The organism is Leifsonia sp. EB34 (assembly GCF_041260585.1).
Taxonomy (GTDB): domain Bacteria; phylum Actinomycetota; class Actinomycetes; order Actinomycetales; family Microbacteriaceae; genus Leifsonia.
The window spans coordinates 844,580-864,117 of sequence record NZ_JBGCCV010000002.1; the positions used below are offsets into that span (position 1 = coordinate 844,580).

Consider the following 19,538-nt stretch of genomic DNA (forward strand, 5'->3'; position numbering starts at 1 on the left):
TATTTGACTCCATGTCAGATATCGAGGTTCGGCCTGTCGAGGCGCGTGCTGCTGCGGCGAGGGTTTTGACGGCTGCCGAGGCCATTCAGGCTGCGGAGCCTCTCTTTCGATCCGCGGGTGCGGAGGTCGCGTTCGCGATGCGGTGCGCTCCGGTGCGGTGGGCGTTGACGGCGTTGGTGGAGGAGCTCGCCGGGGTCCCTGGCCGATCGGCCGACGTGTTCCGGACACTGGCACGCACGGATGCGGACGCCGTGGAGGGAAAGGTCGCAGTCGACGCGGACGGCGCTCGCTCGTTCGAGGCGATCGCGGGTCCGGTGGTTGTCGCGTGATCCGCGAGGACCACCTGCTGGATACGGCGGAGCTGGACCCCACGCGCGTGCTGGAGGCGGCCGTGGTGTACCGGGACTCCGCGGCCCGGATGGTGGGGCACGCGCTGGAGGCGGAGTCGGCCCAGGGCGTGTTCGCGGAGAACTTCCGGTCGCGGCGGATGCCGGACACGGTGGCGGGGTTCGTGAAGCCGGGTCGGGCGGCTCTGGAGGAGGTGCACGCGACAGCGCAGGGTCTGTGCCACGTCCTGGAGGCCGCCTTTCACGGGCACCGTGACCTGGCTCGGCGGCGCGAGGAGCTGTGGGCGTTCGTTGAGACGATGTACGCGCGCGACATCCCCGTGCTGCTGGAAGCCTGGATGGTGGAGCGCGGCGCGATGCGCTATCCGGAGGTCCACGAGGTTCCTGCTGCGGAGAAGCTGGAGGAGGACGCGTACCGCGAGGTCGAGGCGTTCAACCGGTCGGCTGAGGACTCCGTACTCCAGTTCGAGCGTTCGGTCCGGTCTCTGCACGCCGCCGCGCGGGACCGGTTGGCGGCGCCGAAAGCCGTGACCGCGACCACGGTGTCCGTGACGAAGCCGGCTCCGCTTCTGCCGGGCAAGAACTTGCGGGCGATGAGCCCGGCGGAGGTCGCGAAATGGTGGGGTTCGCTGACGGCGGCGGCGCGGCAGCGGTATGTGAAAGAGATGCCCGGGGTGATCGGGGGCCTGGACGGCGTGGACGCCCGATCGCGTTCGGCCGCGAATCGGGCGGAACTGGCACGGTTCGCCAAGGAGCTGAAGAAGATCAAGAAGGGCGATCCGGGGTTCGATGCCGCGCAGGCGAAGCTGAAGGCGGTGGCGGCGATCCAGAAGAAGCTCGGTGATAACCCGGAGAAGCTGGACCCGCCGTTGCAGTTGCTCCTGCTGGACCTCTCGGGTGAGAACCCGAAGGCGGCGATCTCGGTCGGAGACCTGGACACGGCGGATCACGTGACCTTCAACATCCCCGGCATGATGACCACGGTCGCCAAGGACATGAACGGGTGGACCGAGGCCAGCAGGAACCTCTACGTCCAGCAGCAGGTCGTCGCTCGAAAGATGGGTGGCTCCGATCGTGTAGCGGTGGTGGCGTGGTTGGGGTATGACGCTCCGCAAGATGTGTTGGAGGTGAACGGGAACGACTCCGCTCGGGCGGGCGGCAAGGCGTTGGCGGGGGCGTTGGAGGGCACCCTGGCCGCGCGGGGTTGGCCGATCCGGTCGGCGAATCTGTCGGTGGTGGGGTTCTCGTATGGTTCGGCGGTCGGCGGTGAAGCGTTGAAGCGGGCGTCGGCCGGGACGTTCGTATCGGTGGGCTCTGCGGGGATTTCGGGCGATGTGGCGGGGCGCGTTCCGTATCGTGCACCGCTGAATGTTCCCGAGGGTGGTGTTTCGTCCGGGCAGGCCAGTGCTGACGTGACGGCGACGTTCGGGAGGGGATTCAGCGGTCGGAGTGACCCTTCCGCCTACGGGGCCGTTCCGTTCAGCACAGATGATGCTCGTACCCCTGACGGGAGGGACGTTGCGGGGACGACCGACCACGCGGCGACGGTCCACGCGACCGATCCGACGAAGTACGGGTACTACGACGACGCAACGGCGTCGCTTTTCAACATGGCTGCGCATTCGATGGGGTTCCCGGGAGCTGCGGCGAAATGAGAAGGCGACTGGTGGTGCTCGCGCTTTGTGCTGCTGTGGTTGTGGTGTTCACTGGGTGCGCGTCGGGCGTGCCCCCGACGGGAAAGGCTGTTCGTCCGATGGCTTCTGCGTATCCGACCCCGGAGGAATCTCGGGCTAGCACTTTGGAGTTGTTCGAGGCCACGAGGGACCTGATCGGGGGAACCACCTGGAAAATCGACGGTCAGTGGTACGGGACCTGCACGCTTCCCGATGGCAATGCCGGGGCCAGGTTCACTCGTCAGGACGGCGTCGTGTCGACGATCGACTCTGTGACGGTGGCGCGGCAGATTGCGGACCTGTGGGAGTCTCGTGGGTACGCGGGGGTCACTGTCGAGTTGTTTCCTGACGGTGTCGGCTATGAAGTCATGTATCCGACGGATGCCGAACGGAGATTCCTTCAGGTGGCGATCACGGACTTTTCGGCCACGATTCATATGTCGGATAGGTGTATTCCGGGCGATGCTGATGAGTTGACCCACGCGCTGGTGGAGTGATTGCGCATTACAACTGGGGCAACTACGTGAGCAAGCGACTGGTAGTCCTCGCGCTCGGCGGGTCTCTGGCTGTTGCGTTGAGTGGGTGCGCGTCGGGCGCGCCCTCGACGGGAAAGGCTGTTCGTTCGATGGCTTCTATGTATCCGACCCCGGAGGAATCTCGGGCTGCCACTCTGGAGTTGTTCGAGGCCACGAGGGACCTGATCGGGGGAACCACCTGGAAAATCAACGGTCAGTGGTACGGGACCTGCACGCTTCCCGACGGCAACGCCGCGGCCAGGTTCACTCGCCAGGACGGCATCGTGACGACGATCGACTCTGTGACGGTGGCGCGGCAGATCGCGGAACTGTGGGAGGCTCGCGGTTACGCGGGGGTCACTGTCGAGTTGTTTCCTGACGGTGTCGGCTACGAGGTCACGTATATGACGGATGCCGAGCGGACGTTCCTTCAGCTGGGGATCACCGACTTCTCGGCCACGATCCATATGTCGGGCCGGTGTATTCCGGGGGATTCCAGCGAGTTGACCGACGCCCTGATCGAGTGACCGCACAGCCTCCGACTCCCCGCATTTCGTGCAACACACCCCCGGGCTGCCGTGGCTGGCGCCCCACGCCGACGAGACTGAGGTGACGGCAGGCGGCCGTCGACGAGTTCTTGGAGGTGGGGCGGATGACGACGAGCCCGCCTCGCGTCCGCCGAGGGCCTGAGCCGCACGAGCACGCGGAACAGCCGGCCGACTCCCGTGCCGGCCTCACCGCCCGCATCACCCTCGGCCGGGCGATGAACAGCGAGTCCTCCGACTACTTCCTGCTGCTCGGCATCACGCTCTTCATGGTCGTGTTCGGCCTCGTCATGGTGCTCTCGTCCTCCGCGGTGGAGTCGCACAACGACACCGACAACTTCTTCTCGCGGTTCTGGTCCCAGGGGATGTACGCCCTCATCGGCCTCCCGCTGATGTTCATCGTCTCGCGCATCCCGATGGCCTTCTGGAAGCGCTCGATCTGGTTCATCCTCGGGGCGGCGTGCTTCGTGCAGTTCCTGGTGCTGGTGACACCCCTCGGCGTGGAGATCGGCGGCAACCGCAACTGGATCCGCATCGGCGGGTTCGTCGGCCAGCCGTCGGAGGCGATCAAGATCGCGCTGGTCATCTGGCTGGGCGTCGTGCTGTCCCGCAAGCAGGACCTCCTCGACGACTGGCGGCACGTCGCCGTGCCCGTGCTCCCGATCGCGGGAACCGCCATCGGCGTCGTCGTGCTGGGCGGCGACCTCGGCACGACGATGGTCATGTCGGCGTTCGTCCTCGGCGGGCTCTACTTCGCCGGCGTGCGGCTGCGCTACCTGTTCACGGGGTTCGTCGGGGTCGCCATCGTGGCCGTCGTGGTGGCGATGTCGAGCGCCAGCCGGATGGGGCGCATCGCCGCGCTCTTCGGCGGCACGAGCGCCGCGAACCCCGACGTCAACTGGCAGATCGACAACGGCTTCTACGCCCTCGCCTCCGGCGGCGTGTTCGGCGTGGGCCTCGGCAACTCGCACTCGAAGTGGTCGTGGCTGCCCGCCGCCGACACCGACTTCATCTTCGCCATCATCGGCGAGGAGCTCGGCCTGATCGGGGCCGTCGTTGTGCTGCTGCTGTTCGTGATGCTGGCGATCGTCTTCCTGCGGATCATCCACGCGTCCACCGAGACCTTCCCGCGCGTCACGACCGCGGCCATCATGGTGTGGCTGGTCTTCCAGGCGTTCGTGAACATCGCCGTGGTGCTCGGCGTCATCCCGGTGCTCGGCGTGCCGCTCCCACTGATCTCTGCGGGAGGTACTGCGATGATCAGTTCCATGATCGCTATCGGCATCGTGATGTCCTTCGCCCGCCAGAACGCCCGCGACGCACGTCGCACGAGGGGCAACGCCCTGTGAGCCGTTACCTTCTGGCCGGCGGCGGGACCGCCGGCCATGTCAATCCGCTGCTCGCCGTCGCCGACCGCCTGCGCCGCGACGACCCCTCCGCAGAGGTCGTCGTCCTCGGCACGAAGGAGGGGCTGGAGGCCCGGCTCGTCCCGGACCGCGGCTACGAGCTGGCGACCATCCCGAAGCTGCCGTTCCCGCGCCGCCCGAACGGAGCGGCCCTGCGCTTCCCCGGCGAGTACCGGCGCGCGGTGCGCACGGTGACCGACCTGATCCGTGACCGCGGCATCGACGTCGTGGTGGGCTTCGGCGGCTACGCGGCCGCGCCCGCCTACTCCGCCGCCCGGAAGGCGCACGTGCCGTACGCACTGCACGAGGCCAACGCCCGGCCGGGCCTCGCCAACCGGCTCGGCGCCCGCTCCACCCCGTGGGTCGGCGTCGCGTTCGAGGGCACGCCGCTGCGGCACTCCCGCTTCGTCGGCATGCCGCTGCGCCACGAGATCGAGGAGCTGGACCGGGCGGCTGCCCGCCCGGCGGCCCTGGCCGAGTTCGGGTTCACCGCCGGCCGCCCCACCCTCCTGGTCATGGGAGGCTCGCTCGGCGCACGCCGCCTCAACGGCACCATCGCCGAACGGGCGCGGGAGCTCACCGCCGCCGGCTGGCAGGTGCTCCACATCCAGGGCGGTCGCGGCGAGCTGACCGACCCCGGCCTCGAGCACTACCGGCTGCTGGACTACTGCGACCGCATGGACCTCGCGTACGCGCTGACCGACTTCGCCGTCGCCCGCGCTGGCGCCGCGACGGTCTGCGAGTTCGCCGCCCTCGGCATCCCCGCGGTCTACGTGCCGTTCCCGATCGGCAACGGCGAGCAGCGCTTCAACGCGGCCGGCGTCGTGGAGGCCGGCGGCGGCATCCTGGTGGACGACGCGGACTTCCTCCCCGGCTGGGTCGACGGAAACCTCCTCCCGCTGCTCGCGGACCGGATCGCGGTCGGCGAGATGGCGCGCAAGGCCGCGATCACGGGTGTGCGCGACGGCTCCGACCGCATGGTCGCTCTGATCCGGAGCGCCCTGAACCGGAGTGGGTTGGCCGGATCCTGAGGTTCGCCGCGTAGCCTGTAACCTGTCAACTCGACTCGCGGACCGAAAGCAGCACCTGTGACGATCAAACCCGACCTCAACGCCACCATCCCCGACGAGCTGGGCAGGCTCCACTTCGTGGGCATCGGCGGTTCGGGCATGAGCGGCATCGCGCGGCTGTTCCTGGAGTCCGGCCACTCGGTCACCGGCTCCGACGTGCGCCACTCGGCCAACGTCGACACGCTGCGGGCGCTCGGCGCCACCATCGCGATCGGCCACGACGCCGCGAACGTCGGCGACGCCGACACCCTCGTCGTCACCGGCGCGCTCTGGCAGGACAACGCGGAGTACCAGCTCGCGCTCGCGAACGGCATCCCCGTTCTCCACCGCTCGCAGGCGCTGGCCTGGCTCATCAACAAGAAGCGCCTCGTCGCCGTCGCGGGAGCGCACGGCAAGACGACCTCCACCGGCATGATCGTCACCGGGCTGCTCGGCCTCGGCGAGGACCCGAGCTTCGTCAACGGCGGCGTCATCGCCTCGCTCGGCAAGAGCTCGCAGACCGGCAGCGGCGAGCTGTTCGTCGTCGAGGCGGACGAGTCGGACGGTTCCTTCCTGCTCTACGACACGGCGGTCGCGCTGATCACCAACGTCGACCCCGACCACCTCGACCACTACGGCTCGCTTGAGGCATTCGAGGACGCCTTCGTGACCTTCGCCCGGGAGGCCGACGAGTTCGTCGTCGTCTCCTCCGACGACGCGGGCGCCCAGCACGTCCACCGCCGGCTGGCGGAGGTCGCGCCCGACAAGCGCGTCGTCACCTTCGGCGAAGCGGAGGACGCCGACGTGCGCGTCCACTCGATCGTCACCGACGGCCCGGTCGCGTTCACGCTCAGCTACGACGGCGCCGAGTATCCGGCGCGCCTGAACGTGCCGGGACGGCACAACGCGATCAATGCCGGCGGGGCCTTCGCCGTGCTGACCGGTCTCGGTTTCGAGCCGGCCGCTGCGCTGGCCGCGATCGCGGAGTTCGACGGCACCGAGCGCCGCTTCGAGCTGCACGGCACCGTCGGTGGCGTGAGCGTCTACGACGACTACGCCCACCACCCGACCGAGGTCGCCGCCGCCCTGTCGGCTGCGCGCACGGTCGTCGGCGAGGGGCGCATCATCGCGGTGCACCAGCCGCACCTCTACAGCCGCACCCGCCTGTTCGCCCAGGAGTTCGCCGAGACCCTGGAGACCTACGCCGACGAGACCGTCGTGCTCGACGTCTACGGCGCGCGCGAGGACCCGGAGCCCGGAGTGACCGGCGCGCTGGTCGCGGACCGCTTCCGGCATCCCGAGCACGTCGCGTTCATCGCGGACTGGCAGGAGGCCGCCGACCACACCGCCCGGATCGCGCGCGAGGGCGACTTCATCATCACCCTCGGCTGCGGCGACGTCTACCGGATCGTCCCGCAGCTCCTCGACTCGCTGAGCCGCGCCGACTCGCTTCCTCACGTTCGGGAGTAGCCCGCAGTGAAGCGTCCCCAGGGATTCGAACGGTCGGCGGCCCGGCGGCCCGGCGCTCCGGCGCCCACCGCGCAGGAGACCGCCGCTCCGCCGCGCCGCGAGGACGCCCGCGCCGCGGCCACCGTCGGGACGATCACCGACCCGATCCCGATCGTGCGCACGCAGGAGACGATCCCGGAGCGCACGAGCGCGCAGTCCCGCGCCACGGCCGACCGCCTGCCGCTCACCGAGCGGGTGCCGAGCAACCGCGAGATCTCCAAGGCCCTCCGTGCCGCGCGCGCGGAGCGCCGGCGCGTCGAACGCGGCGAAGTGCGCCGGTTCACCAAGCGCTCGCGCCGGCGCCGGATGGCGTGGCTCGGCGCAGCCGGCGTCGCCGTCGCCCTCGTGCTCGGCGTGGTCCTGGTCGGCCTCTCACCGCTGCTCGCGCTCCGGCACATCCAGGTCGTGGGGGCGTCCCGGCTCGACGCCGGCGCGATCTCGGCCAAGCTCGACGACCAGGTCGGCCGCCCGCTCGTGCTGCTCGACCAGGCGGCGATCTCCAGCGACCTGGCCGCGTTCCCGCTCATCCGCAGCTACACGCTGGAGAGCCACCCGCCGGACACCCTCGTGGTGCGCATCGTCGAGCGCCAGGCGGTCGGCGTCGTCCAGCAGGGTCCGGTGTTCGTGCTCGTGGACGCGGCGAAGGTGGCCATCTCCTCCAGCGCGAACCGGCCCGCCGGGTATCCGCTCATCGCCGCGACAGGAGCGGCAGCGGACGCCAACGCGGACTCCGGCTTCGCCGCCGCTGCCGCGGTGCTCTCGTCGCTGCCCGCCGACGTGCTGAGCCGCGTGGACACCATCTCCGCGAAGACGAAGGACGACGTGTCGTTCACCCTTCGCGAGAGCGGAGCGACCGTGGTCTGGGGGAGCGCGGAGGACTCGGCGCTGAAGTCCGCCGACCTCACCGCGCTGCTCAAGGCCGCACCCAAGGCGAGCCGTTTCGACGTCTCGTCGCCGCACAGCGTGACGACGGGATGACCGGGTTGACGGCGCATTTGCCGACACGCCTGCGAACTGCGGCGACAGGGGCCCCCCGGCCCTTACCGTCGAATCGAGAATTGCATACTCAGCATATCTTTAAACCTCGACTTGAGGTTGAAGGTTCCCGTGGAGGCCGGACGTGACAGCAAACCAGAACTACCTCGCCGTGATCAAGGTCGTCGGCATCGGCGGTGGCGGCGTGAACGCCGTCAACCGCATGATCGAGCTCGGCCTGCGCGGCGTCGAGTTCATCGCCATCAACACGGACGCCCAGGCGCTGCTGATGAGCGACGCCGACGTGAAGCTCGACGTGGGCCGCGAGATCACCCGCGGCCTCGGCGCGGGCGCCGATCCCGAGGTCGGCCGTCGTGCCGCTGAGGACCACGCGGAGGAGATCGAGGAGGCGCTCGCCGGCGCCGACATGGTCTTCGTGACCGCGGGCGAGGGCGGCGGCACCGGCACGGGCGGCGCACCCGTCGTAGCGCGCATCGCGAAGTCGATCGGCGCGCTGACCATCGGTGTCGTGACCAAGCCGTTCTCCTTCGAGGGCAAGCGCCGGCAGCAGCAGGCCGAGTCCGGCGTGCAGCGGCTGAAGGAAGAGGTCGACACCCTCATCGTCGTGCCGAACGACCGGCTGCTGGAGATCAGCGACCGCGGCATCAGCATGCTGGAGGCGTTCTCCACCGCCGACCAGGTGCTCCTCGCCGGTGTTCAGGGCATCACCGACCTGATCACCACCCCCGGCCTCATCAACCTCGACTTCGCCGACGTGAAGTCGGTCATGCAGGGCGCGGGCTCCGCGCTCATGGGCATCGGCTCCTCGCGCGGCGCCGACCGGGCCATCAAGGCCGCGGAGCTGGCTGTCGCCTCTCCGCTGCTGGAGGCCTCCATCGACGGCGCCCACGGTGTGCTGCTCTCCATCCAGGGTGGCTCGAACCTCGGCATCTTCGAGATCAACGACGCCGCCCGCCTGGTGCAGGAGGCCGTCCACCCCGAGGCGAACATCATCTTCGGAGCGGTCATCGACGACACCCTCGGCGACGAGGTGCGCGTCACGGTCATCGCGGCCGGGTTCGACGGCGGCGAGCCGAAGTCGGTGCAGACCGCGGCCGCGGACGCGCGCCGGTCGACCTATGTGGAGGCGGGCTCCGAGGAGGCCTCTGTCGCCTCCTCCGCGGCGGTCGAGGCCGGCCAGGTCGAGGCTCCGGCCACCGAGTGGCATGCGACCGGCGAGGCTCCGGTGACCGAGACCGCGCAGAAGGACCCGGCGTTCGACGACGAGAATGACGACCTCGACATCCCCGACTTCCTCAAGTAGCCCGCTCGCCGAGCGGCTCGCCGCGGTCCGGGAGGGCGTCGCCGACGCCGCCCGGGCCGCCGGCCGCTCGCCGGACGAGTTGACGACGATCGTGGTGACCAAGTTCCACCCGGCGTCGCTCGTCCGCGAGCTCGCCGCGCTCGGCGTGCGCGACGTGGGGGAGAACCGGCACCAGGAGGCGCAGGAGAAAGCCGCCGAGCTCGCCGATCTCGACCTGCGCTGGCACTTCGTCGGCCAGCTCCAGAGCAAGAAGGCGCGCCAGGTGCGGCGGTACGCGTCCGTCATCCACTCCGTCGACCGGCTCGCGCTGGTCGACGCGCTGCGGATGGACGACGCACCCGACGTGGACGTGTTCGTCCAGCTCAACCTCACCGACGACCCGGCGCGCGGCGGCGTCGCCGACGGCGACCTGGAGCCGCTGGTCGAGCACGTGCTCGCCACGCCCGGCCTGAACCTGCTCGGCGTGATGGCGGTCGCCCCGCTCGGGGAGGAGCCCGCGCGCGCGTTCGAGCGCGTCCGGCTCGCCAGCGGGCGCGTCCGCGCGCTCGCCCCGGACGCCGCCGCCATCTCCGCGGGAATGTCCCAGGACTACCGGGAGGCCGTCGCCGCCGGCGCGACACACCTTCGCATCGGCACCGCCATTACCGGGAATCGGCCGAGCCTTCGTTAATCTCGAAAGGGAAGAAGGTTCATTCAGTGCGTGCGAGGCGTCGGCGCACCGGTCTACACGGAGGAAGCGCATGGCCAACCCGCTGAAGAAGACGATGGTCTACCTCGGCCTCGCCGACGAGGAGCTGGAGTTCGACGAACCCCAGGAGCAGCACCAGCCGCTGCAGCACCAGCCGCGCCGCGAGGCTCCCGGCCCGTCGCCGGTCCAGCCCGTCCCGCACCCTGCACCGGTCGCTCCCGTGGCCGGCCGCGCTCCGGTCACCCCGCTGCGCAAATCGTCCACCGCACGGAATGTTTCGGTACAGGAAATGAACGAGATCCTCACAGTCCACCCCCGTCAGTACCGCGACGCGCAGGCGATCGCCGAGTCCTTCCGCGAAGGCATCCCGGTGATCATCAACCTGTCGCAGATGAGCGAGGGCGACGCCCGCCGCCTCATCGACTTCGCCAGCGGCCTCTCGCAGGGCCTCTACGGCAAGATCGAGCGGGTGACCCCGAAGGTGTTCCTGCTCTCGCCGTCGCACGTCGTGGTCTCCGGCGAGCACGGCGGCCAGGACGCCGACGTCGACGCCTCCTTCTTCGCGCAGGCCTGACTTAGTTTCCTCCGAAAGCGCACCGCCCGGCCGGGCGGTGCGCTTTCGTGCATGCCGGGTCGTTCATACTGGTGTGGTGCTTGTCGTCTCGATCATCGCGAACGTGCTCTACTACGTCCTCCTGATCTACTTCTTCGTGCTCTGGGCCCGCTTCGTGCTCGATCTGGTGCGCACCTTCGCGCGGCAGTGGCGCCCGCGTGGCTTCGGACTCGTCCTGGCGGAGTCGACCTACGCGGTGACCGACCCGCCGATCCGCTTCTTCCGCCGGATCATCCCGCCGCTGTCGATGGGGCCCGTCGCGATCGATTTCGGCTGGAGCCTCACCATGCTCGTCGTCATCATCGGCCTCTATGTGACCCTGAGTTTCACCTGACGCCTTCCGAGCGTCGGTTGGGGTCCGGCTGGGCTGCCGTTGTAATGTTGTCGAGGCCGACGCACCACGGGTGCGGCGGAGTGCGCGCCGGCCGCGCACTTTGCTAGCGTTGGCTGAACGCACTCAATGTTCGTCTTTTTCAAGATCTAAGGTGGCTTGCCATGGCGCTGACTCCGGAAGATGTAGTCAACAAGCGGTTCCAACCGACGAAGTTCCGTGAGGGCTACGACCAGGACGAGGTCGACGACTTCCTCGACGAGGTCGTCGTCGAGCTCCGACGGCTGACCCAGGAGAGCGACGAGCTCAAGCAGCGCCTCGTGGCCGCCGACTCGCGCATCGCCGAGCTGCAGCGCAGCGGCGGCTCCGGACAGGCCGCCCCCGCCGCCGACAACGGCGAGGTGCAGCGCCTCCAGCAGGAGAACGAGGAGCTCAAGCAGCGCCTGGCCGCCGCCCAGCAGGAGGCCGAGCAGGCCAAGCAGCAGGCGTCCGCCGCTCCGGCCGCCGCCGGCGCCGCAGCGGGCTTCGCCGCCGGTGCGACCGACGCGAACGACCCGAACGCGACCAACAACCTCCTCCAGCTCGCCCGCCGCCTCCACGAGGAGCACGTGCGCGAGGGCGTGGAGAAGCGCGACGCGCTCATCGCGGAGGGGCACGCCACCGCCGCCCGCATCGTCGCGGAGGCCGAGTCCAAGCAGCGCGCCCAGATCAGCGCCCTCGACCAGGAGCGTGCGGGCCTCGAGCGCCGCATCGACGAGCTCCGCGGCTTCGAGCGCGACTACCGCCAGGGTCTGAAGGGCTACATCGAGGGCCAGCTCCGCGACCTCGACAGCCAGTCCGCCTCCTTCGGCGGCGGCGCCCCCACCCCGGTGCCCGCGGGCTCCTCCGACGGCAACAGCCAGGACCAGGGCGCCCAGCCGCCGGTCTTCCCGGGCTTTGGAGGCTAGTTCTCCGAGGACCAAGGTCAGCATCAGGGCCTTGGCGATCCTGGCCGTGGTCGCGCTCTGCGTGTACCTCGTGGACCAGATCGCCAAGGTCCTGGTCGTCTCGAACCTCTACGAGGGCCAGCAGGTCCAGGTCCTCGGGCAGCTCCTCCAGTTCCACTTCGTCAAGAACCCGGGCGCGGCCTTCTCCATCGGCAGCGGGTCGACCTGGATCTTCTCGATCGTCGGCGTCGGCGTGCTCGGCTTCGTCATCTGGTACGCCCCGCGCATCCGCTCCACGGCGTGGGCCGTGCTCTTCGGCCTCCTGCTGGGAGGCCTGCTCGGCAACCTGACCGACCGGCTGTTCCGCGAGCCGGGCTTCGGCGTCGGGCACGTGGTCGACTTCCTGCAGATCCCGCTGCTCCCCGCCATCTTCAACCTCGCGGACGTCGCCATCGTCTCGAGCATGGCGCTGTTCCTCATCCTCTCGCTGCGCGGCGTCGGTCTCGACGGCCGGCGAGCGGAGGAGGACGACGAGTTCGATGACGCCGACGCGGTTGCCGAGGCCGATGCGGTCGCCGAGCCCGAGCCCGAGCCCGTCGCCGGACCCGAGCCGGTCGCGGACGCGCACGAGCGCAAGAACCCGCAGCCCTGATGGAGTCGCGCAGCCTCCCCATCCCCGACGGGCTCGAAGGCTCCCGCGTCGACGCGGGCCTCGCCAAGCTGCTCGGCTTCTCGCGCAGCTTCGCCGCCGAGATCGCCGAGGCCGGCGGCGTCACGATCGACGGCCGCGAGGCCGACAAGTCGGACCGGCTCTCCGCCGGCTCCTGGCTCGAGGTGTCCTGGCAGCCGCGCGAGGAAGTCCGCATCGTGCCCATCGCGGTGCCCGAGCTGACGATCGTGTACGACGACGACGACATCGTCGTCATCGACAAGCCCGTCGGCGTCGCCGCCCATCCCTCGGTCGGCTGGGAGGGCCCGACGGTCCTCGGCGCCCTCGCCGCCGCGGGCTTCCGCATCTCGACCTCCGGCGCCGCCGAGCGCGCGGGGATCGTCCACCGCCTCGACGCCGGCACCAGCGGCCTGATGGTCGTGGCCAAGTCGGAGCACGCGTACACGGTGCTGAAGCGCGCCTTCCACGACCGCACCGTGGAGAAGATCTACCACGCGGTCGTCCAGGGCCATCCCGACCCGCTCAGCGGGACCATCGACGCGCCGATCGGCCGGCACCCGAAGAGCGACTGGAAGTTCGCGGTCGTCGCCGGCGGCAAGCCGTCCGTGACGCACTACGAGACCATCGAGGCGTTCCCCGCGGCGAGCCTGCTGGAGATCCACCTGGAGACCGGCCGCACCCACCAGATCCGCGTGCACATGGCGGCCCAGCGCCACCCGTGCGTCGGCGACGCGATGTACGGCGCCGACCCGGCGCTGTCGGCCCGGCTGGGGCTCACCCGGCAGTGGCTGCACGCCGTCCAGCTCGCGTTCGCGCACCCGGCGACGGGGGAGTGGGTGACCTTCACCACGACCTACCCGGAGGATCTGCAACACGCTCTGGACGTGCTCCGGGCGTCGTAGGTCCGACGTAGTCTTAAGCCCTCACCTCGACCCGGAGCAATAGTGCCGACCGACTCCTTCGTCCATCTCCACGTCCACAGCGAGTACTCGATGCTCGACGGGGCCGCACGCGTCAAGCCGCTCATCGAGGCGGCCGTCGAGCAGGGCATGCCGGCCGTGGCGATCACCGACCACGGCAACATGTTCGGCGCCTTCGACTTCTGGCGCACGGCGACGGACGCCGGCATCAAGCCGATCATCGGCACCGAGGCCTATCTGACCCCGCGCACCCACCGCACCGACAAGACACGCGTGCGCTGGGGCGACGGCGGCGGCGACGACGTCTCCGGCTCCGGCGCGTACACGCACATGACGATGCTCGCGGCGACGACCGAGGGCATGCACAACCTGTTCCGGCTGTCGTCGTACGCGTCGCTGGAGGGCTACTACTTCAAGCCGCGCATGGACCGCGAGCTGTTGCAGCGCTACTCCAAGGGCATCATCGCGACCACCGGCTGCCCGTCCGGCGAGGTGCAGACCCGGCTGCGGCTCGGGCAGTACGAGGAGGCCAAGAAGGCGGCGGCGGAGTTCCGCGACATCTTCGGGCCGGAGAACTTCTTCGCCGAGATCATGGACCACGGCCTCGGCATCGAGCGCCGGATCATGAGCGACCTGATCCGGCTGGCCAAAGAGCTGGGCCTCCCGCTCGTGGCGACCAACGACCTCCACTACACGCACGCGGCGGACGCCAAGAGCCACGCGGCGCTGCTCTGCGTGCAGTCGGGCTCGACGCTGGACGACCCCAACCGGTTCAAGTTCGACGCCGACGAGTTCTACCTCAAGACTCCGGAGGAGATGCGACAGCTCTTCCGCGACCACCCGGACGCCTGCGACAACACCCTCGCGATCGCCGAGCGCGTCGACGTGAAGTTCGACACCGCGGCCAACTACATGCCGCGCTTCCCGGTCCCCGAGGGCGAGACCGAGCAGAGCTGGTTCGTCAAGGAGGTTGAGAAGGGCCTCCACGAGCGCTACCCCGGCGGCATCACCGAGGACGTCCGCAAGCAGGCGGACTACGAGATCGGCGTGATCTCGCAAATGGGCTTCCCCGGCTACTTCCTCGTCGTCGCCGACTTCATCAACTGGTCGAAGCGCAACGGCATCCGCGTCGGCCCCGGCCGTGGCTCCGGCGCAGGCTCGATGGCCGCCTACGCGATGCGGATCACCGACCTCGACCCGCTCCGGCACGGCCTGATCTTCGAGCGCTTCCTCAACCCGGACCGCGTCTCGATGCCCGACTTCGACGTCGACTTCGACGACCGCCGCCGCGGCGAGGTCATCAAGTACGTGACCGAGAAGTACGGCTCGGAGCGCGTCGCGCAGATCGTCACCTACGGCACCATCAAGGCCAAGCAGGCGCTGAAGGACTCCGGCCGCGTGCTCGGCTTCCCGTTCTCGATGGGGGAGAAGCTCACCAAGGCGATGCCGCCGCCCGTGATGGGCAAGGACATCCCGCTGACGGGCATCTTCGACAAGGACCACCCGCGCTACAAGGAGGCCGTGGACATCCGCGCGGTCGTCGAGAGCGACCCCGAGGCCAAGACGGTGTTCGACACCGCGCTCGGGCTCGAGAACCTCAAGCGCCAGTGGGGTGTGCACGCGGCGGGCGTCATCATGTCGTCCGACCCGCTGATCGACGTCATCCCGATCATGAAGCGCGAGCAGGACGGCCAGATCGTCACGCAGTTCGACTATCCGGCCTGCGAGTCGCTCGGCCTCATCAAGATGGACTTCCTGGGCCTGCGCAACCTGACGATCATCAACGACGCGCTCGACAACATCCGCGACAACCGGGGCGAGGATCTCGTCCTGGAGGAGCTGGAGCTGGACGACCGCGGCGCGTACGAGCTGCTGTCCCGCGGCGACACCCTGGGCGTGTTCCAACTCGACGGCGGCCCGATGCGCTCGCTGCTGCGCCTGATGAAGCCGGACAACTTCGAGGACATCTCGGCGCTCATCGCGCTGTACCGCCCGGGCCCGATGGGCGCGAACTCGCACACCAACTACGCGCTGCGCAAGAACGGCCTGCAGGACATCACGCCGATCCACCCGGAGCTGGCAGAGCCGCTGGCGGAGATCCTCTCGACCAGCTACGGCCTGATCATCTACCAGGAGCAGGTCATGGCCATCGCGCAGAAGGTCGCCGGGTTCTCGCTCGGACAGGCCGACATCCTGCGCCGCGCGATGGGCAAGAAGAAGAAGTCCGAGCTGGACAAGCAGTTCGAGGGCTTCTCGCAGGGCATGATGGATCGCGGCTTCTCGATGGCGGCGGTCGGCAAGCTGTGGGAGATCCTGCTGCCGTTCTCCGACTACGCGTTCAACAAAGCGCACTCGGCCGCGTACGGCGTGATCTCCTACTGGACGGCGTACCTGAAGGCGCACTACCCGGCCGAGTACATGGCCGCGCTGCTGACCAGCGTCGGCGACTCCAAGGACAAGATGGCGCTGTACCTGAACGAGTGCCGCCGGATGGGCATCAAGGTGCTGCCGCCGGACGTCAACGAGTCCAACCTCTACTTCGCCGCGGTCGGCAAGGACATCCGCTTCGGCATGGGCGCGGTGCGCAACGTCGGCGCCAACGTCGTCGACGGGGTGCGGGCGGCCCGCGAGAGCAAGGGCCGGTTCGAGTCGTTCCACGACTTCCTGAACAAGGTCCCGATCCACGCGGCGAACAAGCGCACGGTCGAGTCGCTGATCAAGGCCGGCGCGTTCGACTCCCTCGGCCACACCCGGCGCGCGCTCGTGGAGGTCCACGAGGACGCGGTGGAGTCCGCGGTCAAGATCAAGCGCAGCGAGGCCAACGGCGACGTCGGCTTCGACTTCGACAGCCTCTGGGGCGAGGACGAGCAGAACCAGACCCAGCACCACATCCCGGACCGGCCGGAGTGGGTCAAGCGCGACAAGCTGGCGTTCGAACGCGAGATGCTCGGGCTCTATGTGTCCGACCACCCGCTGGCCGGCCTGGAGCTGCAGCTCGCGAAGCTCGCGAGCACGTCGATCGCCGAACTGCTCGCCTCCGACAGCGTGCAGGACGGCGACACCGTGGTCATCGCGGGCCTCGTCACGAGCGTGCAGCACCGGGTGGCCAAGGCCTCCGGCAACCAGTACGGCATGATCCAGGTCGAGGACTTCGGCGGTGAGATGACCGTCATGTTCATGGGCAAGGCCTACACGGAGTTCTCGCCGATGATGCAGGGCGACTCGATCGTCGTCGTGCGCGGCCGCGTCAGCATGCGCGACGACGGGATGAACCTGCACGCGTTCAGCCTGATGGTGCCCGACCTCGGGCAGGCCGACGACGTGGGCACGCTGATGATCACGATGGCCGACCAGCGCGCGACGACCGACACGGTCGCCTCGCTCGCGGAGGTGCTGTCGCGGCATCCCGGTGACAGCGAGGTGCGCCTGCGCCTGGTCAAGGGTCAGGTCGCCCGCGTCTTCGAGGTGCCGAAGCCGGTGAAGGTGTCACCGGACCTGTACGGCGAGCTGAAGGGGCTGCTCGGGCCGAACTGCCTCGTGTAGCCGCAGGCGTCAGTCGAGTTCGCTCGGCCGGTGGTAACGCCGCTCGTGATACAGCAGCGGCTCGTCCGGCTCGCCGAGCTCGCCCTCCTCGATCTGAACGACCACCACGGCGCTGTTGTGCACGGGGAAGCGGTCGACGATGCGGCCGACCATCCACGCGGTGACGTCGTTGATGACCGGGAGGCCGTGCGGCCCGCGGCGCCAGTGGTCGCCCAGGAACCGGCGGGTGTTGTCGTCCGAGAGGATCTCGGCCACGCCCTTGTTGCGCACGCCGAGCATGTGGACGATCACCCGGTCGGTCTCCGCGATGGCCGGCCAGCTCGACGCCGACAGCGCCATGTTGAAGGTCGCCAGCGGCGGCACGGCGGAGAGCGAGGCGAGCGAGGTCGCGGTGAACCCCACCGGCGTGCCGTCGGCGGTCTGCGCGGTGATGATCGCCACACCGGCGGCGTGCCGGCGGAACGCCTGCCGGAAGGCGGAGAGGTCGGGAGTCGCGTCAGTCATACGCAGTTATCAAGCGCCGTTCGGGGTGAGGAATTCCGCGGAGCTTCGGGCTGGGCGGAGCGGGTTGTGCGGAGCAGGGTCGCAGCTACTCATCAGTAGACTTGACCGGTCATGATGCAGACCATCGATCTCCGCGGAGTCCAGCCTACCCGGGCCGCTTTCGAGCGCCTCGTCCCCCGTCCCGCCGTCGACATCCAGGTGGCGGTTCAGGTCGCGACCGAGCTGATCGACGACGTCCGGTCCCGGGGAGCCGCCGCCCTCGCCGAGCAGGCCGCGCGGTTCGACGGCGGCGCGCCCGCCTCGGTGCGCGTGCCCGCCTCTGAGATCGCCGCCGCCGTCAAAGCGCTGCCCGCCGACGTGCGCGCGGCCCTGGAGGAGGCGATCGTCCGCGTCCGCGAGGCGACCGCCGCGCAGGTCCCGCCGGCCGCCGAGACGCGGATCGGACCGGGTGCGACCGTCGTGCAGCGCTGGCAACCGGTGGAGCGCGCCGGGCTGTACGTGCCCGGCGGCAAGGCCGTCTACCCGTCGAGCGTCGTGATGAACGCCGTGCCAGCGCAGGTCGCCGGCGTCGCATCGGTGGCGCTCGCCAGCCCGCCGCAGCGCGCGTTCGGCGGCGCGGTGCACCCGGTCATCCTCGGCGCGGCCGGACTGCTCGGCATCGAGGAGGTCTACGCGATGGGCGGCGCAGGTGCGATCGGCGCGCTCGCCTGGGGCGTGGAGGACATCGGCCTCGACCCTGTGCAGGTCATCACCGGCCCGGGCAACATCTACGTCGCCGCCGCCAAGCGGGTCGTCCGCGGCCAGGCCGGCATCGACTCGGAGGCCGGCACCACCGAGATCCTCGTGATCGCGGACGACACCGCCGACCGGCGCTTCGTCGCCGCCGACCTGATCAGCCAGGCCGAGCACGACGAGGCCGCGGCCTCCCTGCTCGTCACCGACAGCCCGGCGTTCGCCGAGCGGGTCGCGGCCGAGCTGGAGACCCTCGCCGGTGCGACCAAGCACGCCGAGCGCGTGCGCACGGCGCTGTCCGGCCAGCAGTCCGCGATCGTGCTCGTGGACGACCTCGCGGCCGCGGCCGCCTTCAGCAACGCCTACGGCCCGGAGCACCTCGAACTGCAGACGGCCGACCCGGACGCGCTGCTCGCTCTCATCCAGAACGCCGGCGCGATCTTCGTCGGTCCCAGTGCGCCGGTCAGCCTGGGCGACTACCTCGCCGGCTCCAACCACGTGCTGCCGACCGGCGGCCAGGCGCGGTTCTCGCCCGGCCTCGGCGCGTACTCGTTCCTCCGGCCGCAGCAGGTCATCCGCTACGACCGCGAAGCGCTGCGGACGGTCGCCGACCGCATCGTCGCACTCTCGACCGCAGAGGACCTTCCCGCGCACGGCGAGGCGGTCACTATCCGGTTCGATTGAGGCGCGTTCTTAACCTCGGTCGCAGGCTCCCTCGGCGCTGGGGTCGCAGCATCGCTCCGCGCTGCCCCTAGCTCCACCGCGCGATAAGATTTCCCTCATGTTCTGCCCCTTCTGCCGCCACCCGGACTCCCGCGTCATCGACTCCCGCACGAGCGACGACGGCCTCTCGATCCGGCGCCGGCGGCAGTGCCCGGAGTGCGGCCGGCGCTTCTCCACGACGGAGACCGCGAGCCTCAGCGTCATCAAGCGCAGCGGCGTGGTCGAGCCGTTCAGCCGGGAGAAGATCGTGCTCGGCGTCCGCAAGGCCTGCCAGGGCCGGCCGGTGACCGACTCCGACCTCGCGGTGCTCGCGCAGAAGGTGGAGGAGACCATCCGCTCCACCGGCGCCTCCCAGATCGAGGCGAACGACATCGGGCTCGCCATCCTCCCCGAGCTCCGCGAGCTGGACGAGGTCGCGTACCTGCGCTTCGCGAGCGTCTACCAGGCGTTCGACTCGCTGGAGGACTTCGAGGAGGCCATCCAGCAGCTCCGCGTCGAGCACCGCGGCGAGCCGGCGGACGTGCAGGGCTGACGCTTTTTTCAAA

General features: G+C 69.6%; 19 protein-coding genes. 18 read left to right on the forward strand and 1 reads right to left on the reverse strand.

The features are described 5' to 3' along the window. Positions 1 to 11: 11 nt before the first annotated feature. From ABIA36_RS13525 to dnaE, 16 genes are all read left to right on the forward strand, one after another. Entirely contained in the window at positions 12 to 329 is a 318-nt protein-coding gene (locus ABIA36_RS13525; protein WP_369962999.1) for a hypothetical protein, read from the forward strand. After that, positions 326 to 2,002, forward strand: coding sequence for an alpha/beta hydrolase (locus ABIA36_RS13530; RefSeq protein ID WP_369963000.1), 1,677 nt, complete (start codon positions 326 to 328; stop codon positions 2,000 to 2,002). The genes ABIA36_RS13525 and ABIA36_RS13530 overlap by 4 nt, the downstream gene beginning before the upstream one ends. A 149-nt stretch (positions 2,003 to 2,151) precedes the next feature. Next, positions 2,152 to 2,517: a hypothetical protein gene (locus tag ABIA36_RS13535; protein WP_369963001.1), complete on the forward strand. Its 366-nt coding sequence runs from the start codon at positions 2,152 to 2,154 to the stop codon at positions 2,515 to 2,517. Between the two features lie 137 nt (positions 2,518 to 2,654). Beyond that, positions 2,655 to 3,062 (forward strand): hypothetical protein, encoded by a 408-nt coding sequence (locus tag ABIA36_RS13540; RefSeq protein ID WP_369963002.1) that lies wholly within the window; start codon positions 2,655 to 2,657, stop codon positions 3,060 to 3,062. Positions 3,063 to 3,187: 125 nt separating this feature from the next. Beyond that, the gene (ftsW, locus tag ABIA36_RS13545; RefSeq protein WP_369963004.1) at positions 3,188 to 4,429 is read left to right on the forward strand and encodes a putative lipid II flippase FtsW; all 1,242 of its coding nucleotides are present in this window, start codon (positions 3,188 to 3,190) and stop codon (positions 4,427 to 4,429) included. Beyond that, on the forward strand, positions 4,426 to 5,517 hold the full coding sequence (locus tag ABIA36_RS13550) for a glycosyltransferase (protein WP_369963005.1): 1,092 nt from the start codon (positions 4,426 to 4,428) through the stop codon (positions 5,515 to 5,517). The genes ftsW and ABIA36_RS13550 overlap by 4 nt, the downstream gene beginning before the upstream one ends. Positions 5,518 to 5,574: 57 nt before the next feature. Next, complete coding sequence (gene murC, locus ABIA36_RS13555; protein ID WP_369963006.1) at positions 5,575 to 7,005, forward strand: UDP-N-acetylmuramate--L-alanine ligase; 1,431 nt, start codon at positions 5,575 to 5,577, stop codon at positions 7,003 to 7,005. A 6-nt stretch (positions 7,006 to 7,011) separates the two neighbouring features. After that, on the forward strand, positions 7,012 to 8,022 hold the full coding sequence (locus ABIA36_RS13560; RefSeq protein ID WP_369963007.1) for an FtsQ-type POTRA domain-containing protein: 1,011 nt from the start codon (positions 7,012 to 7,014) through the stop codon (positions 8,020 to 8,022). Positions 8,023 to 8,164: 142 nt separating this feature from the next. Beyond that, complete coding sequence (gene ftsZ, locus ABIA36_RS13565) at positions 8,165 to 9,343, forward strand: cell division protein FtsZ (RefSeq protein WP_369963009.1); 1,179 nt, start codon at positions 8,165 to 8,167, stop codon at positions 9,341 to 9,343. Next, positions 9,309 to 10,013, forward strand: coding sequence for a YggS family pyridoxal phosphate-dependent enzyme (locus tag ABIA36_RS13570; protein ID WP_369963010.1), 705 nt, complete (start codon positions 9,309 to 9,311; stop codon positions 10,011 to 10,013). Before ftsZ ends, ABIA36_RS13570 begins: the two co-directional genes overlap by 35 nt. Positions 10,014 to 10,083: 70 nt before the next feature. Next, positions 10,084 to 10,605 (forward strand): cell division protein SepF, encoded by a 522-nt coding sequence (locus tag ABIA36_RS13575; RefSeq protein WP_369963012.1) that lies wholly within the window; start codon positions 10,084 to 10,086, stop codon positions 10,603 to 10,605. A gap of 76 nt (positions 10,606 to 10,681) precedes the next feature. Further along, the gene (locus ABIA36_RS13580) at positions 10,682 to 10,978 is read left to right on the forward strand and encodes a YggT family protein (protein ID WP_369963013.1); all 297 of its coding nucleotides are present in this window, start codon (positions 10,682 to 10,684) and stop codon (positions 10,976 to 10,978) included. A gap of 161 nt (positions 10,979 to 11,139) precedes the next feature. After that, positions 11,140 to 11,922 (forward strand): DivIVA domain-containing protein, encoded by a 783-nt coding sequence (locus ABIA36_RS13585; RefSeq protein ID WP_369963015.1) that lies wholly within the window; start codon positions 11,140 to 11,142, stop codon positions 11,920 to 11,922. 31 nt (positions 11,923 to 11,953) lie between these two features. Next, entirely contained in the window at positions 11,954 to 12,553 is a 600-nt protein-coding gene (gene lspA / locus ABIA36_RS13590) for a signal peptidase II (protein ID WP_369963016.1), read from the forward strand. After that, entirely contained in the window at positions 12,553 to 13,473 is a 921-nt protein-coding gene (locus ABIA36_RS13595) for an RluA family pseudouridine synthase (protein ID WP_369963017.1), read from the forward strand. Before lspA ends, ABIA36_RS13595 begins: the two co-directional genes overlap by 1 nt. 90 nt (positions 13,474 to 13,563) lie before the next feature. Further along, entirely contained in the window at positions 13,564 to 17,034 is a 3,471-nt protein-coding gene (gene dnaE, locus ABIA36_RS13600) for a DNA polymerase III subunit alpha (protein WP_369963755.1), read from the forward strand. A gap of 9 nt (positions 17,035 to 17,043) precedes the next feature. Here the strand turns inward: dnaE and ABIA36_RS13605 are convergent, their stop codons facing one another. Beyond that, a complete protein-coding gene (locus ABIA36_RS13605) occupies positions 17,044 to 17,538 on the reverse strand; it encodes a flavin reductase family protein (RefSeq protein WP_369963018.1) in 495 nt (164 codons plus the stop codon). Between the two features lie 111 nt (positions 17,539 to 17,649). Between ABIA36_RS13605 and hisD the strand changes: the two genes are divergently transcribed. Together hisD and nrdR are read left to right on the forward strand one after the other, a co-directional pair. After that, positions 17,650 to 18,954 (forward strand): histidinol dehydrogenase, encoded by a 1,305-nt coding sequence (gene hisD, locus ABIA36_RS13610; protein ID WP_369963019.1) that lies wholly within the window; start codon positions 17,650 to 17,652, stop codon positions 18,952 to 18,954. A 97-nt stretch (positions 18,955 to 19,051) separates the two neighbouring features. Then, complete coding sequence (gene nrdR, locus ABIA36_RS13615; protein WP_369963020.1) at positions 19,052 to 19,525, forward strand: transcriptional regulator NrdR; 474 nt, start codon at positions 19,052 to 19,054, stop codon at positions 19,523 to 19,525. Positions 19,526 to 19,538: the final 13 nt, after the last annotated feature.